23 protein-coding genes and 3 pseudogenes are annotated in these 17477 nt (G+C 49.4%); 17 read left to right on the top strand and 9 right to left on the bottom strand.

Annotation, left to right across the window (positions count from 1 at the left end):
• Positions 1 to 59: 59 nt before the first annotated feature.
• Positions 60 to 125 (bottom strand): annotated as a pseudogene (locus C3406_RS26350) (EAL domain-containing protein); the annotation flags it as partial.
• A 61-nt stretch (positions 126 to 186) separates the two neighbouring features.
• On the opposite strand from C3406_RS26350, the gene C3406_RS25335 reads away from it, so the two are divergent.
• Positions 187 to 1395 carry a type II restriction endonuclease gene (locus C3406_RS25335; protein ID WP_001749969.1) on the top strand — a complete coding sequence of 403 codons (1209 nt, stop codon included), beginning with the start codon at positions 187 to 189 and terminating at the stop codon, positions 1393 to 1395.
• A gap of 33 nt (positions 1396 to 1428) precedes the next feature.
• Here C3406_RS25335 and C3406_RS25330 read toward each other — a convergent pair whose 3' ends face one another.
• Entirely contained in the window at positions 1429 to 2862 is a 1434-nt protein-coding gene (locus C3406_RS25330; RefSeq protein ID WP_001288432.1) for a DNA cytosine methyltransferase, read from the bottom strand.
• Between the two features lie 98 nt (positions 2863 to 2960).
• Here C3406_RS25330 and C3406_RS25325 point away from each other — a divergent pair.
• A pseudogene (locus C3406_RS25325) lies at positions 2961 to 3233 on the top strand (IS1 family transposase); the annotation flags it as partial.
• 10 nt (positions 3234 to 3243) lie between these two features.
• On the opposite strand, the gene C3406_RS25320 reads toward C3406_RS25325, so the two are convergent.
• The 6 genes from C3406_RS25320 to C3406_RS25295 are packed head-to-tail and all read right to left on the bottom strand — an operon-like array spanning position 3244 to position 5475.
• A complete protein-coding gene (locus tag C3406_RS25320) occupies positions 3244 to 3450 on the bottom strand; it encodes a hypothetical protein (protein ID WP_001749967.1) in 207 nt (68 codons plus the stop codon).
• A 4-nt stretch (positions 3451 to 3454) separates the two neighbouring features.
• Positions 3455 to 4096, bottom strand: a complete 642-nt coding sequence (locus C3406_RS25315; RefSeq protein WP_024181859.1) for a restriction endonuclease — start codon at positions 4094 to 4096, stop codon at positions 3455 to 3457.
• A gap of 55 nt (positions 4097 to 4151) precedes the next feature.
• Entirely contained in the window at positions 4152 to 4463 is a 312-nt protein-coding gene (locus C3406_RS25310; RefSeq protein ID WP_001452736.1) for a hypothetical protein, read from the bottom strand.
• Positions 4464 to 4498: 35 nt separating this feature from the next.
• Complete coding sequence (locus C3406_RS25305) at positions 4499 to 4813, bottom strand: TrbM/KikA/MpfK family conjugal transfer protein (RefSeq protein WP_001749965.1); 315 nt, start codon at positions 4811 to 4813, stop codon at positions 4499 to 4501.
• The gene (locus tag C3406_RS25300; protein ID WP_001749964.1) at positions 4810 to 5154 is read right to left on the bottom strand and encodes a hypothetical protein; all 345 of its coding nucleotides are present in this window, start codon (positions 5152 to 5154) and stop codon (positions 4810 to 4812) included. Before C3406_RS25300 ends, C3406_RS25305 begins: the two co-directional genes overlap by 4 nt.
• A 15-nt stretch (positions 5155 to 5169) precedes the next feature.
• Entirely contained in the window at positions 5170 to 5475 is a 306-nt protein-coding gene (locus C3406_RS25295) for an H-NS family nucleoid-associated regulatory protein (protein WP_000960954.1), read from the bottom strand.
• Positions 5476 to 5583: 108 nt separating this feature from the next.
• Here C3406_RS25295 and C3406_RS25290 point away from each other — a divergent pair, with 108 nt between their 5' ends.
• From C3406_RS25290 to C3406_RS25225, 14 genes are all read left to right on the top strand, one after another.
• Positions 5584 to 6318 carry a lytic transglycosylase domain-containing protein gene (locus C3406_RS25290; RefSeq protein ID WP_001749963.1) on the top strand — a complete coding sequence of 245 codons (735 nt, stop codon included), beginning with the start codon at positions 5584 to 5586 and terminating at the stop codon, positions 6316 to 6318.
• A gap of 8 nt (positions 6319 to 6326) precedes the next feature.
• Positions 6327 to 6608, top strand: coding sequence for a transcriptional repressor KorA (gene korA / locus C3406_RS25285; RefSeq protein WP_000440698.1), 282 nt, complete (start codon positions 6327 to 6329; stop codon positions 6606 to 6608).
• 9 nt (positions 6609 to 6617) lie between these two features.
• Positions 6618 to 6911, top strand: coding sequence for a hypothetical protein (locus C3406_RS25280; protein ID WP_001749962.1), 294 nt, complete (start codon positions 6618 to 6620; stop codon positions 6909 to 6911).
• 49 nt (positions 6912 to 6960) lie between these two features.
• Positions 6961 to 7278 carry a VirB3 family type IV secretion system protein gene (locus C3406_RS25275; RefSeq protein ID WP_000496058.1) on the top strand — a complete coding sequence of 106 codons (318 nt, stop codon included), beginning with the start codon at positions 6961 to 6963 and terminating at the stop codon, positions 7276 to 7278.
• Positions 7278 to 9878 (top strand): VirB4 family type IV secretion/conjugal transfer ATPase, encoded by a 2601-nt coding sequence (locus tag C3406_RS25270; protein WP_001749961.1) that lies wholly within the window; start codon positions 7278 to 7280, stop codon positions 9876 to 9878. Before C3406_RS25275 ends, C3406_RS25270 begins: the two co-directional genes overlap by 1 nt.
• 17 nt (positions 9879 to 9895) lie before the next feature.
• Positions 9896 to 10609 carry a TrbJ/VirB5 family protein gene (locus C3406_RS25265; protein ID WP_001749960.1) on the top strand — a complete coding sequence of 238 codons (714 nt, stop codon included), beginning with the start codon at positions 9896 to 9898 and terminating at the stop codon, positions 10607 to 10609.
• Between the two features lie 7 nt (positions 10610 to 10616).
• Entirely contained in the window at positions 10617 to 10844 is a 228-nt protein-coding gene (gene eexN / locus C3406_RS25260) for an IncN-type entry exclusion lipoprotein EexN (protein ID WP_001749959.1), read from the top strand.
• A 15-nt stretch (positions 10845 to 10859) separates the two neighbouring features.
• On the top strand, positions 10860 to 11900 hold the full coding sequence (locus C3406_RS25255; RefSeq protein ID WP_001749958.1) for a TrbL/VirB6 family protein: 1041 nt from the start codon (positions 10860 to 10862) through the stop codon (positions 11898 to 11900).
• 70 nt (positions 11901 to 11970) lie between these two features.
• Positions 11971 to 12129 carry a hypothetical protein gene (locus C3406_RS26970; protein WP_012561180.1) on the top strand — a complete coding sequence of 53 codons (159 nt, stop codon included), beginning with the start codon at positions 11971 to 11973 and terminating at the stop codon, positions 12127 to 12129.
• Positions 12119 to 12817, top strand: coding sequence for a VirB8 family type IV secretion system protein (locus C3406_RS25245; protein ID WP_000646594.1), 699 nt, complete (start codon positions 12119 to 12121; stop codon positions 12815 to 12817). The genes C3406_RS26970 and C3406_RS25245 overlap by 11 nt, the downstream gene beginning before the upstream one ends.
• Positions 12818 to 12827: 10 nt before the next feature.
• Complete coding sequence (locus C3406_RS25240) at positions 12828 to 13712, top strand: TrbG/VirB9 family P-type conjugative transfer protein (protein ID WP_000735066.1); 885 nt, start codon at positions 12828 to 12830, stop codon at positions 13710 to 13712.
• Positions 13712 to 14872: a type IV secretion system protein VirB10 gene (gene virB10, locus C3406_RS25235; protein WP_000101710.1), complete on the top strand. Its 1161-nt coding sequence runs from the start codon at positions 13712 to 13714 to the stop codon at positions 14870 to 14872. The genes C3406_RS25240 and virB10 overlap by 1 nt, the downstream gene beginning before the upstream one ends.
• 41 nt (positions 14873 to 14913) lie before the next feature.
• Positions 14914 to 15909 carry an ATPase, T2SS/T4P/T4SS family gene (locus C3406_RS25230; RefSeq protein WP_000128596.1) on the top strand — a complete coding sequence of 332 codons (996 nt, stop codon included), beginning with the start codon at positions 14914 to 14916 and terminating at the stop codon, positions 15907 to 15909.
• Positions 15909 to 16442: a phospholipase D family nuclease gene (locus C3406_RS25225; RefSeq protein WP_000792636.1), complete on the top strand. Its 534-nt coding sequence runs from the start codon at positions 15909 to 15911 to the stop codon at positions 16440 to 16442. Before C3406_RS25230 ends, C3406_RS25225 begins: the two co-directional genes overlap by 1 nt.
• A 173-nt stretch (positions 16443 to 16615) precedes the next feature.
• On the opposite strand, the gene C3406_RS26965 is transcribed toward C3406_RS25225, so the two are convergent.
• On the bottom strand, positions 16616 to 16921 hold the full coding sequence (locus tag C3406_RS26965; RefSeq protein WP_011742557.1) for a DUF6710 family protein: 306 nt from the start codon (positions 16919 to 16921) through the stop codon (positions 16616 to 16618).
• Between the two features lie 248 nt (positions 16922 to 17169).
• Here C3406_RS26965 and C3406_RS25215 point away from each other — a divergent pair.
• Positions 17170 to 17349 (top strand): annotated as a pseudogene (locus C3406_RS25215) (ArsR/SmtB family transcription factor); the annotation flags it as partial.
• Positions 17350 to 17477: the final 128 nt, after the last annotated feature.

Raw genomic sequence — 17477 nt, 5'->3', positions numbered from 1 at the left:
GTGCACACGAGTATTGAGCATAGTCGAGATTGGTGCAGATCACTTCTGATATTGAACTGTCAGGAGCTGGCTGCACAACAGCCATTACGCCCAATCAACTGGTGCAGTCGTCTTCTGAAAATGACACTGTTTGTATATAATCATGAAAAAATGGTGAGTAGAGTTTCAGGGTAACAGGGGATGCTTATGTCGGTTTTCCACAACTGGCTACTTGAGATCGCATGTGAGAATTACTTCGTCTACATCAAACGCCTTTCCGCCAACGATACCGGCGCAACAGGTGGTCACCAGGTAGGGCTTTATATCCCTTCAGGTATCGTTGAAAAACTCTTTCCGTCTATCAACCATACCCGTGAACTGAACCCTTCGGTTTTTCTCACCGCACATGTGTCATCGCATGATTGCCCTGACAGCGAAGCCAGGGCAATTTATTATAACAGCCGTCATTTTGGTAAAACCCGGAATGAAAAAAGGATTACCCGCTGGGGTAGAGGCAGCCCACTTCAGGATCCTGAAAATACAGGGGCTCTGACGCTCCTGGCTTTCAAGCTTGATGAGCAAGGGGGGGACTGTAAGGAAGTAAATATTTGGGTATGCGCCAGCACTGATGAAGAGGACGTCATTGAGACCGCTATTGGTGAAGTTATACCCGGAGCGCTTATATCCGGCCCCGCAGGACAGATTCTAGGCGGACTATCTCTACAGCAAGCGCCAGTAAATCATAAATATATTCTACCTGAAGACTGGCACCTGCGCTTTCCGTCGGGAAGTGAAATTATTCAGTATGCAGCCAGCCATTATGTGAAAAATTCCCTTGATCCGGATGAGCAACTTCTTGACCGCCGGCGCGTGGAGTACGACATATTTCTATTGGTTGAGGAACTGCATGTTCTGGATATCATCCGGAAAGGATTTGGCTCTGTGGATGAATTTATTGCGCTGGCCAATTCTGTCAGCAATCGCCGTAAATCCAGAGCCGGGAAGTCGCTGGAACTGCACCTGGAGCATCTATTCATTGAGCACGGCCTGCGACACTTTGCGACGCAGGCCATCACAGAAGGTAATAAAAAACCCGATTTCCTTTTCCCTTCCGCAGGGGCTTACCACGATACTGAGTTTCCCGTAGAAAATCTGCGCATGCTGGCAGTCAAGACTACCTGTAAGGATCGCTGGCGTCAGATACTGAATGAGGCCGATAAAATTCATCAGGTGCATCTGTTTACACTCCAGGAGGGAGTTTCTCTGGCTCAATATCGGGAGATGCGGGAGTCGGGTGTCAGATTGGTCGTGCCATCATCTCTGCACAAAAAATACCCGGAGGCGGTGAGAGCTGAGCTAATGACGCTAGGTGCGTTTATTGCTGAGCTGACAGGGCTTTACGCAGATATTCCATAGATTATCTCCCGGCATAAATACCGGGAGGAGCGATCAGATTCGTTCAACCTTGCACGAATCGGCATTAACCGCTTTCAGGATATAAGGTTCAAGCAGTTTGGCTACGGCTTCAAACACGGGCACCACTACGGAGTTACCGAACTGCCTGTACGACTGAGTGTCTGACACAGGAATGCGAAAAGGCCTGCCATCTACTTTTTCAAAACCCATAAGGCGCGCGCACTCTCGCGGAGTCAGCCTGCGGGGCCGATGCGCCTGATTTTCTTCGTTCGCGAAGTCTGTTTCACCTGTGGCCATATCCCAGCCACGGTCTATCAGAATTTCAGACCCGTCTTTGTGATAGCGAGCAGAAAGCGTACGGGCAATGCTTTCTTTATTTTCAGGATTAACGAGGCCAAAACCGAATCCGTTACCCTTAGCTGCGTGCTTTTTGGCGTAGTTATAGAGATACTCCCAGAGTTTCGGCGTCAGTATATATTTGCTGTCAACCACGGGTTCCAGCAGTTCGCCAAATGACGGACGCTGTTCCGGATAAAAACGACTAATATCGCGCAGGGTAAAGCCCTGGTGAATGTTCAGATCACGGCGGAAACCGACCAAAACGATACGTTCTCGGTGCTGAGGTAAAAAGTGCTTTCCGTCGATAACTTTAGGATCGTTTTTGCCCATCTCAGCTGCATCCGCAACTTCATAGCCCAGTTCGTCGAGGGTATCCATGATGACTTTAAAGGTTTTACCCTTGTCATGGCTCTTCAGGTTTTTAACGTTTTCAAGAACAAAGATGGCAGGTTTTTTTGCGCGGATAATACGCGCCACATCGAAGAAAAGCGTTCCCTGAGCCTCACATTCGAAACCATGCGCGCGCCCGAGCGAGTTTTTCTTGCTTACGCCCGCAAGGCTAAACGGTTGACAGGGGAAACCTGCTAGAAGTACATCATGATCCGGCACATGCTCATTAATGTAAGCATAGGCATCGTTTTCAGGTACTTCAGGTTTATCACTGAGCGTGACTTCACGAATATCGAGATTGAAAGTGTGTTCCTGAGCATCGTTAAACCAGTTAGCTTTATATGTGCGCACAGCCTCTTTATTCCATTCACTGGTAAAAACGCACTGGCCACCGATGGTTTCGAAGCCCTTCCGTATACCTCCAATCCCAGCAAACAGGTCAATAAACCGGAAGGCATAGTCAGGGTGATGTGCAGGCGCTTCCGGAAGCATTTTTCGTAGAAGTTCCTCTTCGGCTAACGTCAGCGTCTTAGGTGAGCACTTACCATTAATCCAGCGATTAAGAGTCTCGCGACTCCACTCATTTTTACCAACTTTTCTAAGCAGTTCAGCCACGTACTTCTGGTCATAGATTTCCAGCACCTGCCCGAGCAGCTTTTTATCATTTTCCTGTCGCAGTTGTTCTTCCGCTTCTGCTTTCTCAAGCAGATCCTGCGCCAGTAATTCAAATTCAGACATATTGCCTCCATTGGGTCTTATGGGTGAAACTGTATCACTCATTTGACCCAGATTGAATGTTTTTATCTGGATATTTAAACAGGTTTATTGTTAGGTAACGCACGTTGGCCACGCTGGAGCGTCTTCTGGGCCTGCTGTCGGCCTTTGAGGTCGTGGTATGGATGACGGATGGCTGGCCGCTGTATGAACCCCGCCTGAAGGGAAAGCTGCACGTTATCAGCAAGCGTTACACTCAGCGCATTGAGCGACATAACCTGAATCTGAGACAACATCTGGCAAGGCTGGGACGGAAGTCACTGTCGTTCTCAAAATCGGTGGAGCTGCATGACAAGGTCATCGGGCATTATCTGAACATAAAACACTATCAGTAAGTTGGAGTCATTACCGGTTCTCTTTGTCTTTTAGTGATTCTATAAACCTCATTACGTCTGAATATAAAAATCTATTATTTGATTTATGTGGCTCATGAGGTTGTGGGATGGTCTTGTTTTTGAATGTGCCAGTTTTCTTAATGGCAAAGATTAACTCACCTTCTGTTATTCCTAACATTTCAGCAAATGTTTTTGCTTCTATAGTTACTGACTTCATTTAATTAACTCTCATGGTATCGATTTTCTTTACCGGCATCTTTAACAATGGTGCTCGTTTCTAGTGTTGCTGCGGTACGCTTCATCATCGTCTGCGGGGCGGTTGCGATAGTGAAGGAGCTGCCGGGCGTGAGCAAATCTATCAGGCGCTGGCCGCTGATAATCTCCATCCGTTCACTGGCAATACTGACAGATTTTGAACCTGCGCCGGTTTTCCCGGTATGGCAAAACAGACCGCGACAGTTATGACGTTTAAGCAACTTCTCGAACTCCTGTACGTGCTGTAAAGCAATATGGCCGCGATAGCGTTTAGCCTGAATAAGATAGCGATATTTTCCTATTATTACCTGGCCGTCAATGCCTCCATCGCCGGTATAGCGTTTGTTTCTGATGGTTCTGAAGCCATGCGCTTCAAATCCTTCCAGCAACAGTTCTTCAAACACAAAAGGATCAATTTTCCTCAGGTAGTCAATTTTTTGTGGGAAGCCCGGCAACGTCTTTATGCGCTCCAGCACCCGCCGCGCACTTTGCTGCTTCCTTTTGTGTCGCCTGTGCCGTACTGAACGCCGGAAGAATACAACGGCAAGCAGTGCGATGGCGCTGCAAGCCCATAGAATAAGGTTTTCTGTAGTGGGGAAGGGGATCATGGTCATAGTGGGCTTTCTGAGGGTAAAGAAAAGGGCGGTTAAACCGCCCTGGTGTTTAGCGACGGCTGTATACCTGCCACGAAGCGCTGCCTGACTGATTCTGGCAAATCCGCCCGTAAAGTACGGTGCCGGTCGAGTAGCGGGCGCCATTCAGATAGCAATAGCCGCTGGATTGCAGCAGTTCGTTGCGCAGCTTTTCTTCCTGCTTTGATAGCCGGGACTCCGCAGACTGCAAACGAACGGATAATTCGTTAATCTGGCGTTGCTGGTTATTCAGCTGGCTCTGCATCGCATTACCTTTATCCTGGCTGACGCAACCAGTTAAGAGAGCTGTACAGGCTAATGCACTTAATATTATTTTTTTCACGTTGGCTCCTTAAATTGAGATTATTCCTAGTTCGCCTATAAGCGAACTTTCCCGTATTTACTTATGATCTGGCTTATCATCGACTGGTTACTTCCACCTTCGCCATTATCCGGGCATTCATTAAGAAAAGCCTTCCTGGCATCCTTCGTGTGGTTGGGTAAAAAGCCGTGCTTGTTCTTTTTAACGATATTGAAGAAAGCAGCTTCAGCACTGTTACACTCGCTTCCGCCGCTATCGCCGGTGAGCTTGCCCGCCATGCACATAATAACTTTGCAGGGATCTTCAGCATGGCTGGCAGGAATATAAAGCAGACTACCAGCTGCTATCAGAGGTATTAAGAGTTTCTTCATTGTTTTGTCCTTAACAGTTTGTTCAGATATACACTCGCCAGAATGTTGATAACGGTAAGCAATATTAATAATAACGCTGCGTTATAAATAGATTTGTAACCTATATCGCCTGCAATATATTCGACAACAAAAACGAAAATCGTTAAAATTGTGTAAAACTTGATTAACTTTCCTGTAATTTTCTTAACAATATAAGCAACTGAATAAGAGCCGGATTTGATGATGCTGGCGAGTAACCTGATCGCATGGACACGAAATTTTCTAAAAATGGGCGGAATGGAAGATGCCTTTTTCTTCCTTCTGCTTTTTTGCCTTTCCGCAAAATCAATAAGTTCGCCCATTTTTATACCCTCCGGTTATATCTTCAGATCATCAAGTGATAAACCACTATCAAGCAGCTCTTTGAGCCATGTGGGTCGGCGGCCAGTCCCGGACCAGGTATTTTCTGCGTTCCTGGGGTCGCGGTATTTTGCTGGTCTATGTTCTCTGGGGTTGGCTACGCCCTGCATCTTCATGGCTTCCAGGCTAATGCCAGCGTCCAATTTTGCAGTTAGCCAGGCCGGGCGCTTCCCTATACCAGTCCACGTATTAAAAGGGTTATCCGGGTCACGATACACGGGTTCGCCTTTTGGTCGTTTTTCTGATTTCAGGGGAACCAGCATCACCTTCCTTCCTTCAGCGGTTTTCTTTTCGTTTCTTCTTGACACGATCTCATTAGCCCTTATCATAAACAAAAGTCGTCGAAATTACAATTACGCGGTGAAACATAAATGAGTAAACATCCAAAACTCCTGGTTCTCGCTCTGGCCTGCCTTGCTTGTGCTGGCCGTGCCAGTGCTGCGCCTGCCTCCGATGAAGTTGCCAGGCTTGCGCAGAGATGTGCGCCTGATGTTTCACCCTTAACGATGGCGTACATCGTCGGCCATGAGTCCTCAAATGGGCCGTACAGGATCAATATTAACGGTAGTATTCAGTTAAAACAGCAACCGCGTACTGAAGCTGAGGCCGTCAGCGTTGCGAAAGTTCTGCTGAAGGATAATAAAAGTTTTGATATGGGCCTTGCACAAATTAACTCAAATAATTTAGTGGGCCTGGGTCTTTCGGTTGACGATATTTTCAAACCCTGCATCAACCTGCGGGCGAGCCAGACCATCCTTAAAGCCTGTTATGATAGCGCCCTGAAATCCTACCCAGCCGGGCAGGTTGCGCTGAGACACGCGCTTTCCTGCTACAACACCGGCTCACTCACAAACGGGATTTCTAACGGGTATGTCACGAAAGTTATCAACGTGGCGCGTCAATCAACTGATTTGAAAATCCCTACGCTGCTACCTGACGGCCAGACCAGTGAGGACAGCACCGCGACTGAGCCTCAGCAGGCAAAAAGTACGGCGCCGCAGTATGACGGTGAACAAGATGTTTTTGGTTCGGGTGATGGCGATGCCTTCAGCCGAAATAATACGGATGCCTTTTTAACCAGACAGGAAACAGCGAAGGGGGAATGAGGTTATGGATGGAACGTTTGTACCTTGTATTGCAATCACAGATCCTGGAGCTATTTGAAGCAGGAAAAGTGAAGGAGGTAACGATAGAACGGGTTTCATTAAAGAAGTGGTATCCCGTTTTTCAGATAGACGATGAACAGCTGGGCCAGATCGCATGTTCCATTAGGGTTAACAAAGAGCATGAGCTACGAACCTGGGCTGATTTAAGGCTACTGGCAGAGTTTTTGAAAGATAAGTGTGGCGTTGAAGAATGCCGGTTAAATCTGCAATCAACAGAAGATAGTGAGTAAGGAGAAAGTATGACCACGTTGTTTAAGAAGTATGGCCCTGCGGTAGTTATGGGCGTTTTGTCCATTGCCCTGCCGCAAATTGCGCTGGCCGCTGGCACCGATACTGGTGAATCAACCGCTACATCAATCCAGACGTGGTTGAGCACATGGATTCCAATTGGTTGTGCTATTGCGATCATGGTTAGTTGCTTTATGTGGATGCTTCACGTAATCCCAGCCAGCTTTATTCCTCGTATCGTAATCTCGCTGATTGGTATTGGTTCTGCATCATTTCTGGTTTCCCTGACGGGCGTAGGAAGCTGAACAACGCGAAAAGGGGGGACTTTTGTCCCCCAAAGTGAGGACTACAAAGATGTTCGTTGACGGGAAAAGACCGCTTTTCAAAGGTGCGACTCGCTTACCTCGCGCGCTGGGTGTACCACGTAATGTAGCTATGATGATATTCATGATTTCTGCCTCGCTTTTTATGATTATTCATATGTGGGCGATTCTGGTGTTCGTCTTTTTGTGGATTCCTTCAGCTGCATTAACAAAATATGACGACCGCATGTTTCGAATTATGGGCCTGTGGTTGAAAACCAAATTCAGTAATTGGTTTGATTCTCCGTTTAAGCAGTGGGGAGGATCGTCTTATTCCTCTGTTGACTACAAACGTAAGGGTTTAAAATAATGAGAGCTGCCACCGCTACGAAGCCAAAAAAAATTGATGCCTACCGTAAGGAGCCATCAGTAAATAAAAAGTATTTGCCCTATTCTTATCACCTCAATGATTACGTGATTTCGATGGAAAACGGCGATCTGATGGCTTTTTTCAAGCTGGATGGCCGCACACATGACTGCGCATCAGATCGGGAACTGGTCACCTGGCATAAAGACCTTAATACGCTGGTCAAGAGCTTCGGAACAGACCATGTAGAGCTGTGGACGCATGAATATCACCATGAGGCTAAAGAGTACCCGGATGGTGAGTATGACCATTTTTTCCCTGCTTATGTTGATCAATATAACCGTAAGCTGCACGGTGATTCCAAGCAGCTGATTAATGACCTTTATCTGACCGTTATTTACAAACAGGTAGGGGATAAAACACAGAAGTTTCTGGCGAAATTTGAAAAGCCGACTCGTGACGAAATTCAGCAAATGCAGAATGAGGCGCTTGAAGGTCTGGAAGATATTTCTGAACAAATCCTGGAAGCAATGAAGCCGTATGGCATTCAGCAGTTGGGTATCTATTATCGTGACAAACGCGGTGTTGAAATTCCTGCGCCTGATAAAAAAGAACGTGAAGAACTTGCTGAAGTCGATGAATCAGACATTTTTGACGAAGCCATTGTTATCGAACGCAACGAGCCTGAACCTTCGCAGGCTCACGCTTATTCAAAAGCGCTGGAGTTCCTTTATTTCCTCGCAAATATGGAATGGGCCATCGTGCCTGTTTGCCGTGATCGTATCCGTGAGTACATCATGGACAACCGCCCTGTTAGCTCCCTGTGGGGGGATGTTGTCCAGATCAGAACGGTAGATCACAACTTCTATACCACCGGCATTGAATTTCGTGAATACGAAGAAGATACAGAGCCAGGCCAGCTTAACATGCTTAAAGAAGCCGATTTTGAATACCTTCTGACGCAGAGTTTTTCTTGCCTCTCTGAATCTTCAGCTAAAACGTTTCTGACGCATCAGGAAAAATCTTTGCAGGAAACGCGCGACCGTGCGCAAAGCCAGCTGGCACAGCTTGGTACTGCGCTCGATATGCTGACGTCCAGAGAGTTCGTGATGGGCTACCATCATGGAACCGTGCATGTCTGGGATAATGACCAAAACGCGGTACAGCGCAAAGCGCGTCGTGTGAAGGTTATGCTAACCGGCTGTGGCGTGGTTGGCGGGACTATCAGCCTGGCCTCTGAGGCTGCATATTATGCGAGACTGCCTGGCAACCAGAAATGGGCGCCGCGCCCGGTTCCGATAAACTCATGGAACTTCCTGCACTTCAGCCCGTTCCACAATTTTATGCGTGGCAAGCCTGACAATAACCCGTGGGGGCCAGCGCTGACCATGTTCCGCACGATCAGCGGTACGCCACTCTATTTTAATTTCCATGTGACCCCGCTTGAAGAACTTTCCTACGGTAAACGCCCGCTGGGCCATGCGTTAATAACGGGTATGTCGGGGGAAGGTAAAACCACGCTGCTTAACTTCCTGCTGGCGCAGTCAATGAAGTACAACCCGCGGCTTTTTGTTTATGACCGTGACCGCGGTATGGAGCCGTTCATTCGAAGCGTTGGTGGCTACTATAAAGTTCTGCAACAGGGTATGCCGTCCGGGTTTGCCCCGCTTCAGATTGAACCGACCAAACGCAATATTGCCCTCATTAAAAACCTGTTCCGCATTTGTGTGGAAACCACCAATAACGGGCCTATCAGCGCAACGATGGCTACCGAACTGGCTGAAGGCGTTGATGCGGTTATGGGGGAAGGCTCACTTATTCCACGCGAGGCGCGCACCGTTACTATCCTGGACGGGTACGTGAATGAAGTTGTGGAAAATGGCGTATCACTGAAAGGGCTGCTGCGCGAATGGACGCGCGAAGGCCAGTATGGCTGGCTGTTTGACAATGATAAAGACAGCCTGGATCTCAGCGCGAATGATATTTTTGGCTTCGATTTATCCGAGTTTATCGCAGCCAAAGAGGAAGTATCCAGCCCGGCCCGTACTCCGCTCATGATGTACCTTCTGTACCGGGTACGTGACTCCATCGACGGCAAACGCCGCGTCATTCAGTGCTTTGACGAGTTCCACGCCTACCTTGACGATCCGGTTATCGAGCGTGAAGTTAAGCGTGGTATCAAAACTGACCGTAAGAAAGACGCTATCTATGTGTTTGCCACGCAGGAGCCGAACGATGCGCTGTCCAGCCGTATTGGCCGCACGATCATGTCGCAGACCGTCACAAAAATCTGCCTGCGCGATCCGGAAGCTATCCGAGAGGATTATGCCTTCCTTACTGATGCTGAATACGACGCGCTGATGTCGATTACCGAACACTCCAGACAGTTCCTGGTTAAACAAGGGCAACAGTCTGCGATTGCTTCTTTCAATCTCTACCCTCGCAACAGCGACGATATTGATGCAGATATTAAGACAATGGACAACGTTCTTAGCGTGTTGTCCGGTGAACCACAAAACGCCGAAATTGCGCATGAGCTGGTTGAACGGCTCGGTAATGACCCTGAAGTATGGCTCAAAGAATACTGGCGCCTGACGGCTTAACAACGAGGCAAAACACCATGAAAAAAACACTGACGGCAGTATTGCTGACCACCGGCCTGATTCTGGGAGGCGCGCAAAGCGCTTCCGCAGGCATCATCGTGACCAACCCTACTGAGCTGGCTAAACAGGTCGAGCAGCTTCAGCAAATGGCGCAGCAGCTGGAGCAGCTTAAAAGCCAGCTGCAAACGCAGAAAAATATGTATGAGTCGATGGCAAAGACAACCAACCTGGGCGATCTGCTGGGGACGTCTACCAGCACGCTGGCAAATAATTTGCCGGACAACTGGAAGGAGATCTACAGCGACGCCATGAACTCCAGTTCTTCCGTCACGCCTTCAGTTAACAGCATGATGGGCCAGTTTAATGCGGAAGTTGACGACATGACGCCCAGCGAAGCAATTACCTACATGAACAAAAAGCTGGCTGAAAAAGGCGCTTATGACCGCGTTATGGCAGAAAAAGCCTACAACAACCAGATGCAGGAACTAACCGATATGCAGGAGCTGACGGAGCAGATTAAAACGACTCCAGACCTGAAATCGATTGCTGACTTACAGGCCCGTATCCAGACGTCACAGGGTGCTATTCAGGGTGAGCAGGCGAAGCTGAATCTGATGAACATGTTGCAGCAGTCACAGGACAAGCTATTACGTGCGCAGAAAGAACGTGCCACCCACAATTTTGTTTTTGGAACCGGCGGGGACGTTACCGCGTCACCTTCAATTAACTGAGGTAATTATGAAAAAACTACTGCTTGTTATCCCTTTCCTCCTGGTGGCCTGCGATGCCTCGCATGACGTGGAGTGGTACAAAAAACATGAGAAAGAGCGCAAGGCAACAATTCAGGAATGCAAGAAAGACGCGGATGAACTTCAGAAACCTGATTGCAAAAACGCGCGCGAAGCCGATCGTCAGCTGTTTGTGTTCGGCAAAAAAGACGGCGAAATCAATTCACCGAAAATTTAGGAGTAAGGAGGCAATATGGCATTCACCCTAGTCGCAGACATTTTCGCAAAAGTAGACGGGGCGATTACGTCAATGGTGAGCGCCAATGTTGCCACCATTATCTCTGATGTAACGCCTCTGATTGCCACCTGTCTGACAATCAAGCTGATGGTTCAGGGGATGTACTCAGCGTTTAATCCGGGGGCGGGCGACAGCCTGAGTTCGCTGATTAAAGAGTATCTTTCCATAGCCCTTATCCTGAGCTTTGCAACGGCGGGCGGCTGGTATCAACAGGAACTGGTCAACGTGGCGCTTCACCTGCCGGATGATTTTGCCGGGATACTGTCTGCCCCTAATAAAGTCGGTGCAAGTGGCGTACCGGCGATTATTGATAGCGGTATTGAAAAAGGTATCAAGATCGTCAACACCGCATGGGAAGCCGCAGACGTGTTTTCATCGAGCGGCCTGGCCGCGTATGCCATTGGCGGCATTATGATGATTGCTACCGTTGTGCTGGGCGGCCTCGGTGCGGGCTTTGTGATCATGGCTAAGATCCTTCTGGCCGTTACGCTTTGTTTTGGCCCGATTGCAATCTTCTGCCTGCTGTGGGGAGCGACAAAAAACATCTTTGCTCGCTGGCTGGCGTCGGTCATTAACTATGGCCTTGTCGTCGTCATTCTTGCGCTCGTGTTTGGTTTCATCATGCAGATGTTCGACAACCTCCTGTCCTCGATGAACTCTGATGCCGCTTACTCATCAATCACTGGTTCTATCTCCGCCTTATTACTGACGGTCATTTCCGTTTTCGTTCTGTTCCAGATTCCGCAAATTGCCGCCAGCTGGGGTAGCGGTATCAGCGCCGGAGTTGCTGACGCCGCACGCTCTACGGGTTCTTCCATGCAGGCGCTTGGCAATATGGGCAGCCACGGCATGTTTGGCGGTAATGCGTTCAGAGGCGGTAACAGTGGCGGCGGCCAGCAATCGGCAGGTGGAGGAAGTGGCAGCAACAGCGGAGGAAGCAGTGGTTCTAATTTAAGTGGTAAGGCAAGGGGCAGTCGCGGGAAGAAGGCTGCATAAAATTAAAACAAAAGTCGTTGAAATTGCAATTTCGGCGACTTATTATAATTAGTACGTTCAACAACCGATAATGGATGCCGTAATGCGCAGCTTATTGCTTATGGGAGTTCTTCTGATTAGCGCCTGTTCCAGCGGGCATAAACCGCCACCGGAGCCGGACTGGAGCAACACCGTTCCAGTAAACAAAACAATCCCGGTTGATACGCAAGGTGGTGCAAATGAAAGCTAATAAAAAAACAGGGCTTACACGTGAAGCCATTAAAGAGTTCAACGAAAGCCGTAAAGGGCTTGAAGTTGATCTGATGGATGAAGTGCTGAAGTCCCGGCGTACCGCCTGGATGGTTGCCACCGGTTCAGCGGTGGTAACTGTTTTTGCACTCTCTTTAGTTGGTTACGTGGTGCATAAGTACAGCCAGCCAATCCCCGCACATCTGCTAACGCTCAACGAGGCCACTCACGAAGTACAGCAGGTCAAGCTGACCCGCGACCAGACCTCTTATGGTGACGAAATTGATAAGTTCTGGCTGACACAATATGTCATTCACCGTGAGAGCTATGACTTCTATTCAGTTCAGGTCGACTATACGGCCGTTGGCTTAATGTCCACGCCGAACGTGGCAGAGTCTTACCAGAGCAAGTTCAAGGGCCGCAACGGTCTTGATAAGGTTCTGGGCGACAGTGAAACGACCCGCGTGAAGATTAACTCTGTGATCCTCGATAAACCGCACGGCGTAGCAACGATACGCTTTACTACGGTTCGCCGCGTGCGCAGCAATCCCGTTGATGATCAGCCGCAGCGCTGGATTGCCATTATGGGGTATGAATATAAATCGCTGGCGATGAATGCTGAGCAGCGTTATGTCAACCCGCTGGGTTTCCGCGTGACGAGTTATCGCGTCAACCCTGAAGTTAACTGAGGGCTGCCCCATGAAAAAACTACTTCTTTCAGCAGTCGTTTTGTCAGTCCTGGGAGGCGCGGCCACTAACGTTATGGCGCTTGAGGTTGGCCGCAATTCTCCTTATGACTATCGCATTAAAAGCGTTGTTTATAACCCTGTTAATGTGGTCAAAATTGACGCTATCGCCGGTGTGGCTACCCACATTGTTGTCGCGCCTGACGAAACCTATATCACTCATGCTTTTGGCGATTCTGAAAGCTGGACGTTTGCGCACAAAATGAACCATTTTTTTGTGAAGCCGAAACAGGCCATGAGTGATACCAACCTGGTGATCGTCACCGATAAGCGCACCTATAACATCGTCCTCCATTTCATCGGTGAAGAAACGAAGAAAAATGCAGACGGTACGGTATCAAAATCCTTTATTGAAACGCCGTGGGCTGTGCGCCAGGCCGTTCTTCAGCTGACCTATGAATATCCGTTTGAGCAGCAGGAAAAAGCCAAAAGCGCGGCTGATAAAAAACGCATTACGCAGAAGCTGAAGCAGACGGCTTTTGCGGGGGCGAAGAACTATCAGTACGTAATGAGCGAACAGCCTGAAATGCGCAGCATCCAGCCGGTTCACGTCTGGGATAACTACCGCTTTACCCGGTTTGAGTTTCCGGCCAATGCGGAGTTACCGCAGGTCTACATGATCTCGGCCAGTGGCAAAGAAACGCTGCCTAACTCTCATGTTGTGGGTGAGAACCGCAACATCATCGAGGTGGAAACCGTCGCTAAAGAGTGGCGTATTCGTCTGGGCGATAAAGTCGTTGGCGTTCGTAATAATAATTTCGCGCCGGGCGCCGGTGCGGTAGCAACCGGTACGGCTTCCCCGGATGTGCGCAGGGTTCAAATTGGGGAGGATAACTGATGGCCCGTAAAAGTGTCGATGTAGATCAGGAACTCGATGAAAACACCGGAGACGGTGAATTTGAAAGCGAGCGTGGCGGATTTAAAGGCAGTAACCGCCGTTCGGCTCCTGGTATGAAAGCCTTTGTCATACTGATGGCGCTGCTTGCTTTGGTATTCATCGGGATTACGGTCATGGGTAAAATTCGCACCCCGGCTAAAGCTGAAGCTGATAAAGACGGTGGTAAAGCGCAACAGGCCAATACACTGCCAAACTACAGCTTTAACAGCGATCCTGATGTTAATAAACCTGCAACTGCGCAGAATAGCGCCACTGATGCCCGTGCTGTGCAGGCTGCCGCACAGGCAGATGCAGATGCGGGCAGCAGCAATACCGCCGCGCGTACCTCTAATAAGCGTAAAGAACCTTCGCCTGAAGAACTGGCTATGCAGCGTCGTCTGGGCGGCGAGCTGGCCCAGACTAATCAGGCGGCTACAAGCAATAGTCCCGGAGTGCAGCCCCAGGACAACGAAACAAGCGAAGGTAGTTCAGCACTCGCTAAAAACCTGACTCCTGCAAGGCTGAAGGCTAGCCGCGCTGGAGTCATGGCTAATCCCAGCCTGACTGTTCCGAAAGGCAAAATGATCCCCTGTGGTACCGGCACCGAGCTGGATACCACTGTTCCGGGTCAGGTTTCCTGCCGGGTTTCACAGGACGTTTACTCAGCTGATGGACTCGTTAGGCTGATTGATAAAGGCTCATGGGTTGACGGGCAGATTACCGGTGGTATCAAAGACGGCCAGGCGCGCGTGTTTGTTCTCTGGGAGCGTATCCGCAATGACCAGGACGGGACAATCGTTAATATTGACAGTGCCGGAACGAACTCACTCGGCAGCGCGGGGATTCCGGGCCAGGTGGATACCCATATGTGGGAGCGTCTGCGTGGTGCGATCATGATTTCGTTGTTCTCTGACACCTTAACGGCGCTGGTTAACCAGACGCAGAGTAATAACATTCAGTACAACAGCACAGAAAACAGCGGTGAGCAGCTGGCGTCTGAAGCACTTCGCTCTTACATGTCTATCCCCCCTACCCTCTACGATCAGCAGGGTGATGCGGTGAGCATTTTTGTTGCCCGCGACCTCGATTTCAGCGGCGTTTATACGCTCGCAGACAACTAAAAAAGTGGGCGCTTAGCGCCCGCTTTTCTTCAGGAGTAATCATGACTGATGCAGCTTTCTATCAACTTGGCCCACTGCGCGAGTATTTAGAAGATCCTACTGTTTTTGAAATTCGCATTAACTGCTTTCAGGAAGTTATCTGTGATACGTTCAGCGGCCGCAGGGTTGTGCAGAACGCGGCAATTACGGCAGATTTTATTAGGAACCTTGCTAAATCGTTGGTGAGCAGCAACAAGCTGACCATGCAGGCCATTAATGACGTGATCCTGCCTGGCGGGATCAGGGGCGTTATCTGTCTGCCCCCTGCGGTGATTGACGGTACAACGGCCGTAGCGTTTCGTAAGGATTTGGCGGCCGATAAAAATCTGGAGCAGCTGACCAGCGAGGGGATTTTCAGTGACTGCCGGAAGATTACCGGCAGCAAGCAAAGCCTAACGGATGATGATTTTTTCCTTAAAGAGCTGCACAGCAGCGAAAAATGGCCCGCATTCCTGCAAACCGCCGTTGAGAAGAAACGCACTATCGTGATCTGCGGTGAAACCGGGTCGGGGAAAACGGTACTCACGCGCGCGCTGTTAAAATCGCTACATAAAGACGAGCGTGTAATTATTTTAGAGGACGTTCACGAAGTCACGGTCGATCACGTTGTAGAAGCCGTTTATATGATGTACGGCGATGCAGGAAAGATCGGCCGCGTCAGCGCCACTGATGCCCTGCGAGCCTGTATGCGTCTGACACCGGGCCGTATCATCATGACTGAGCTTAGGGATGATGCTGCGTGGGATTATCTTAAAGCACTTAATACCGGCCATCCAGGCGGTGTTATGTCAACGCACGCTAACTCTGCGCGCGATGCCTTTAACCGTATTGGGCTGCTTATCAAGGCGACCCCTATCGGCCGTATGCTCGATATGAGCGATATTATGCGAATGCTCTACTCCACCATTGACGTTGTGGTGCATATGGAAAAGCGGAAAATCAAAGAAATTTATTTTGACCCTGAATATAAAATGCAGTGTGTGAACGGGAGCCTGTAATGAAAAACTTAGCAACCTGGCTTCTGGCCGCAGCATTTACGACAGCCGCCCTGCCCGCCTTTGCGGTGGAACCATCCGTTCAGGTTGGCTACTCGCCTGAAGGAAGCGCCCGCGTTCTCGTCCTGAGCGCCATTGACTCCGCAAAAACCTCGATACGGATGATGGCTTATTCTTTTACCGCCCCGGATATTATGAAGGCACTGGTAGCAGCCAAAAAACGGGGAGTTGATGTGAAAATCGTAATTGATGAAAGGGGCAATACGGGGCGCGCCAGCATTGCGGCCATGAACTACATAGCGAACAGCGGCATCCCTTTGCGTACTGACAGTGATTTCCCTATCCAGCATGACAAGGTGATCATCGTGGATAATGTGACCGTTGAAACTGGCAGCTTTAATTTCACCAAAGCGGCCGAAACGAAAAACTCGGAGAATGCGGTGGTGATCTGGAACATGCCTAAGCTCGCTGAATCATTCCTCGAACACTGGCAAGACCGCTGGAATCGGGGGAGAGACTACCGTTCCAGCTACTGAATACTGACCGCCGAAAGGCGGTTTTTTTTGTTCAAAGAAACTGATCTCAGTATCGCGCACGGGGCAGCTGGCCAACGTCGCCGGCATCGCGCCGGCAAAAATCGAAAAACAGAAATATCAGCAAGATAGCTTAAACAGGTGTCGGGAAATTTCGTTGAGATATTTTGAAGGAATCACAGTGTAAGCAGGCGGCCTATTTCAAAAAAGGCGGCTGTACGGTAGTCACTGACTCTCTCGCAGATCTTCCCGCTCATGTACCAGTAATACCCGTCAGTGCTGACAATATCGAGCAAATACCGCATATCATAAACCGTATCGGGTATTACCTCACCCTCACCGGCCAGAACGCCGCTGGCAATAGAATGGTTCCCTCCTCGTACAAAGCCTATCCGCCAGGGCAACCACAAAGTAACGCGGTGGTTAATATCCTGTACCCACGGATTGCCCTTAGCGCTGCCTATATGGGGTCTGAGGTCCAACCATGCGAAAAACCACGTTAAGAAAGCAACCTTCTGAAAAGGCGACGTTTATCAGTTTTTTTTCCGGCCATAAAGGGGGCGGAAATTATTCCCTGCACGGGTATTCGCAAGGATTTCGGTAGTGCTCTGGCTCTGCCCCCCATAACCTGGCGGACAGAGCATGATTGGGAAAGCGGTACCCTCACGGCAGAAACGATTGACGCAGGCTATATTTCTATTATTCTGGAAATATAGATAAAGGAGGTATTATGGATTTAAACACTGCTGCAAACGCACTTCGAGAACTGGGCCACCCGACACGTCTCAGCATATACCGGGAGCTGGTCAGGGCGGGTCATGAAGGCCTGCCGGTTGGCGAACTGCAGAAGCACCTTGAGATTCCTGCCTCCACGCTCAGCCATCATCTTTCAGCGCTGATATCCGCTGGACGGCACTGTTGCAAATAGTCGGTGGTGATAAACTTATCATCCCCTTTTGCTGATGGAGCTGCACATGAACCCATTCAAAGGCCGGCATTTTCAGCGTGACATCATTCTGTGGGCCGTACGCTGGTACT

Source organism: Leclercia sp. LSNIH8 (assembly GCF_002920195.1).
Taxonomy (GTDB): Bacteria; Pseudomonadota; Gammaproteobacteria; order Enterobacterales; family Enterobacteriaceae; genus Enterobacter.
The sequence above is the reverse complement of the archived record's forward strand: the minus strand, read 5'-3'. Positions and strand labels throughout refer to the sequence as shown.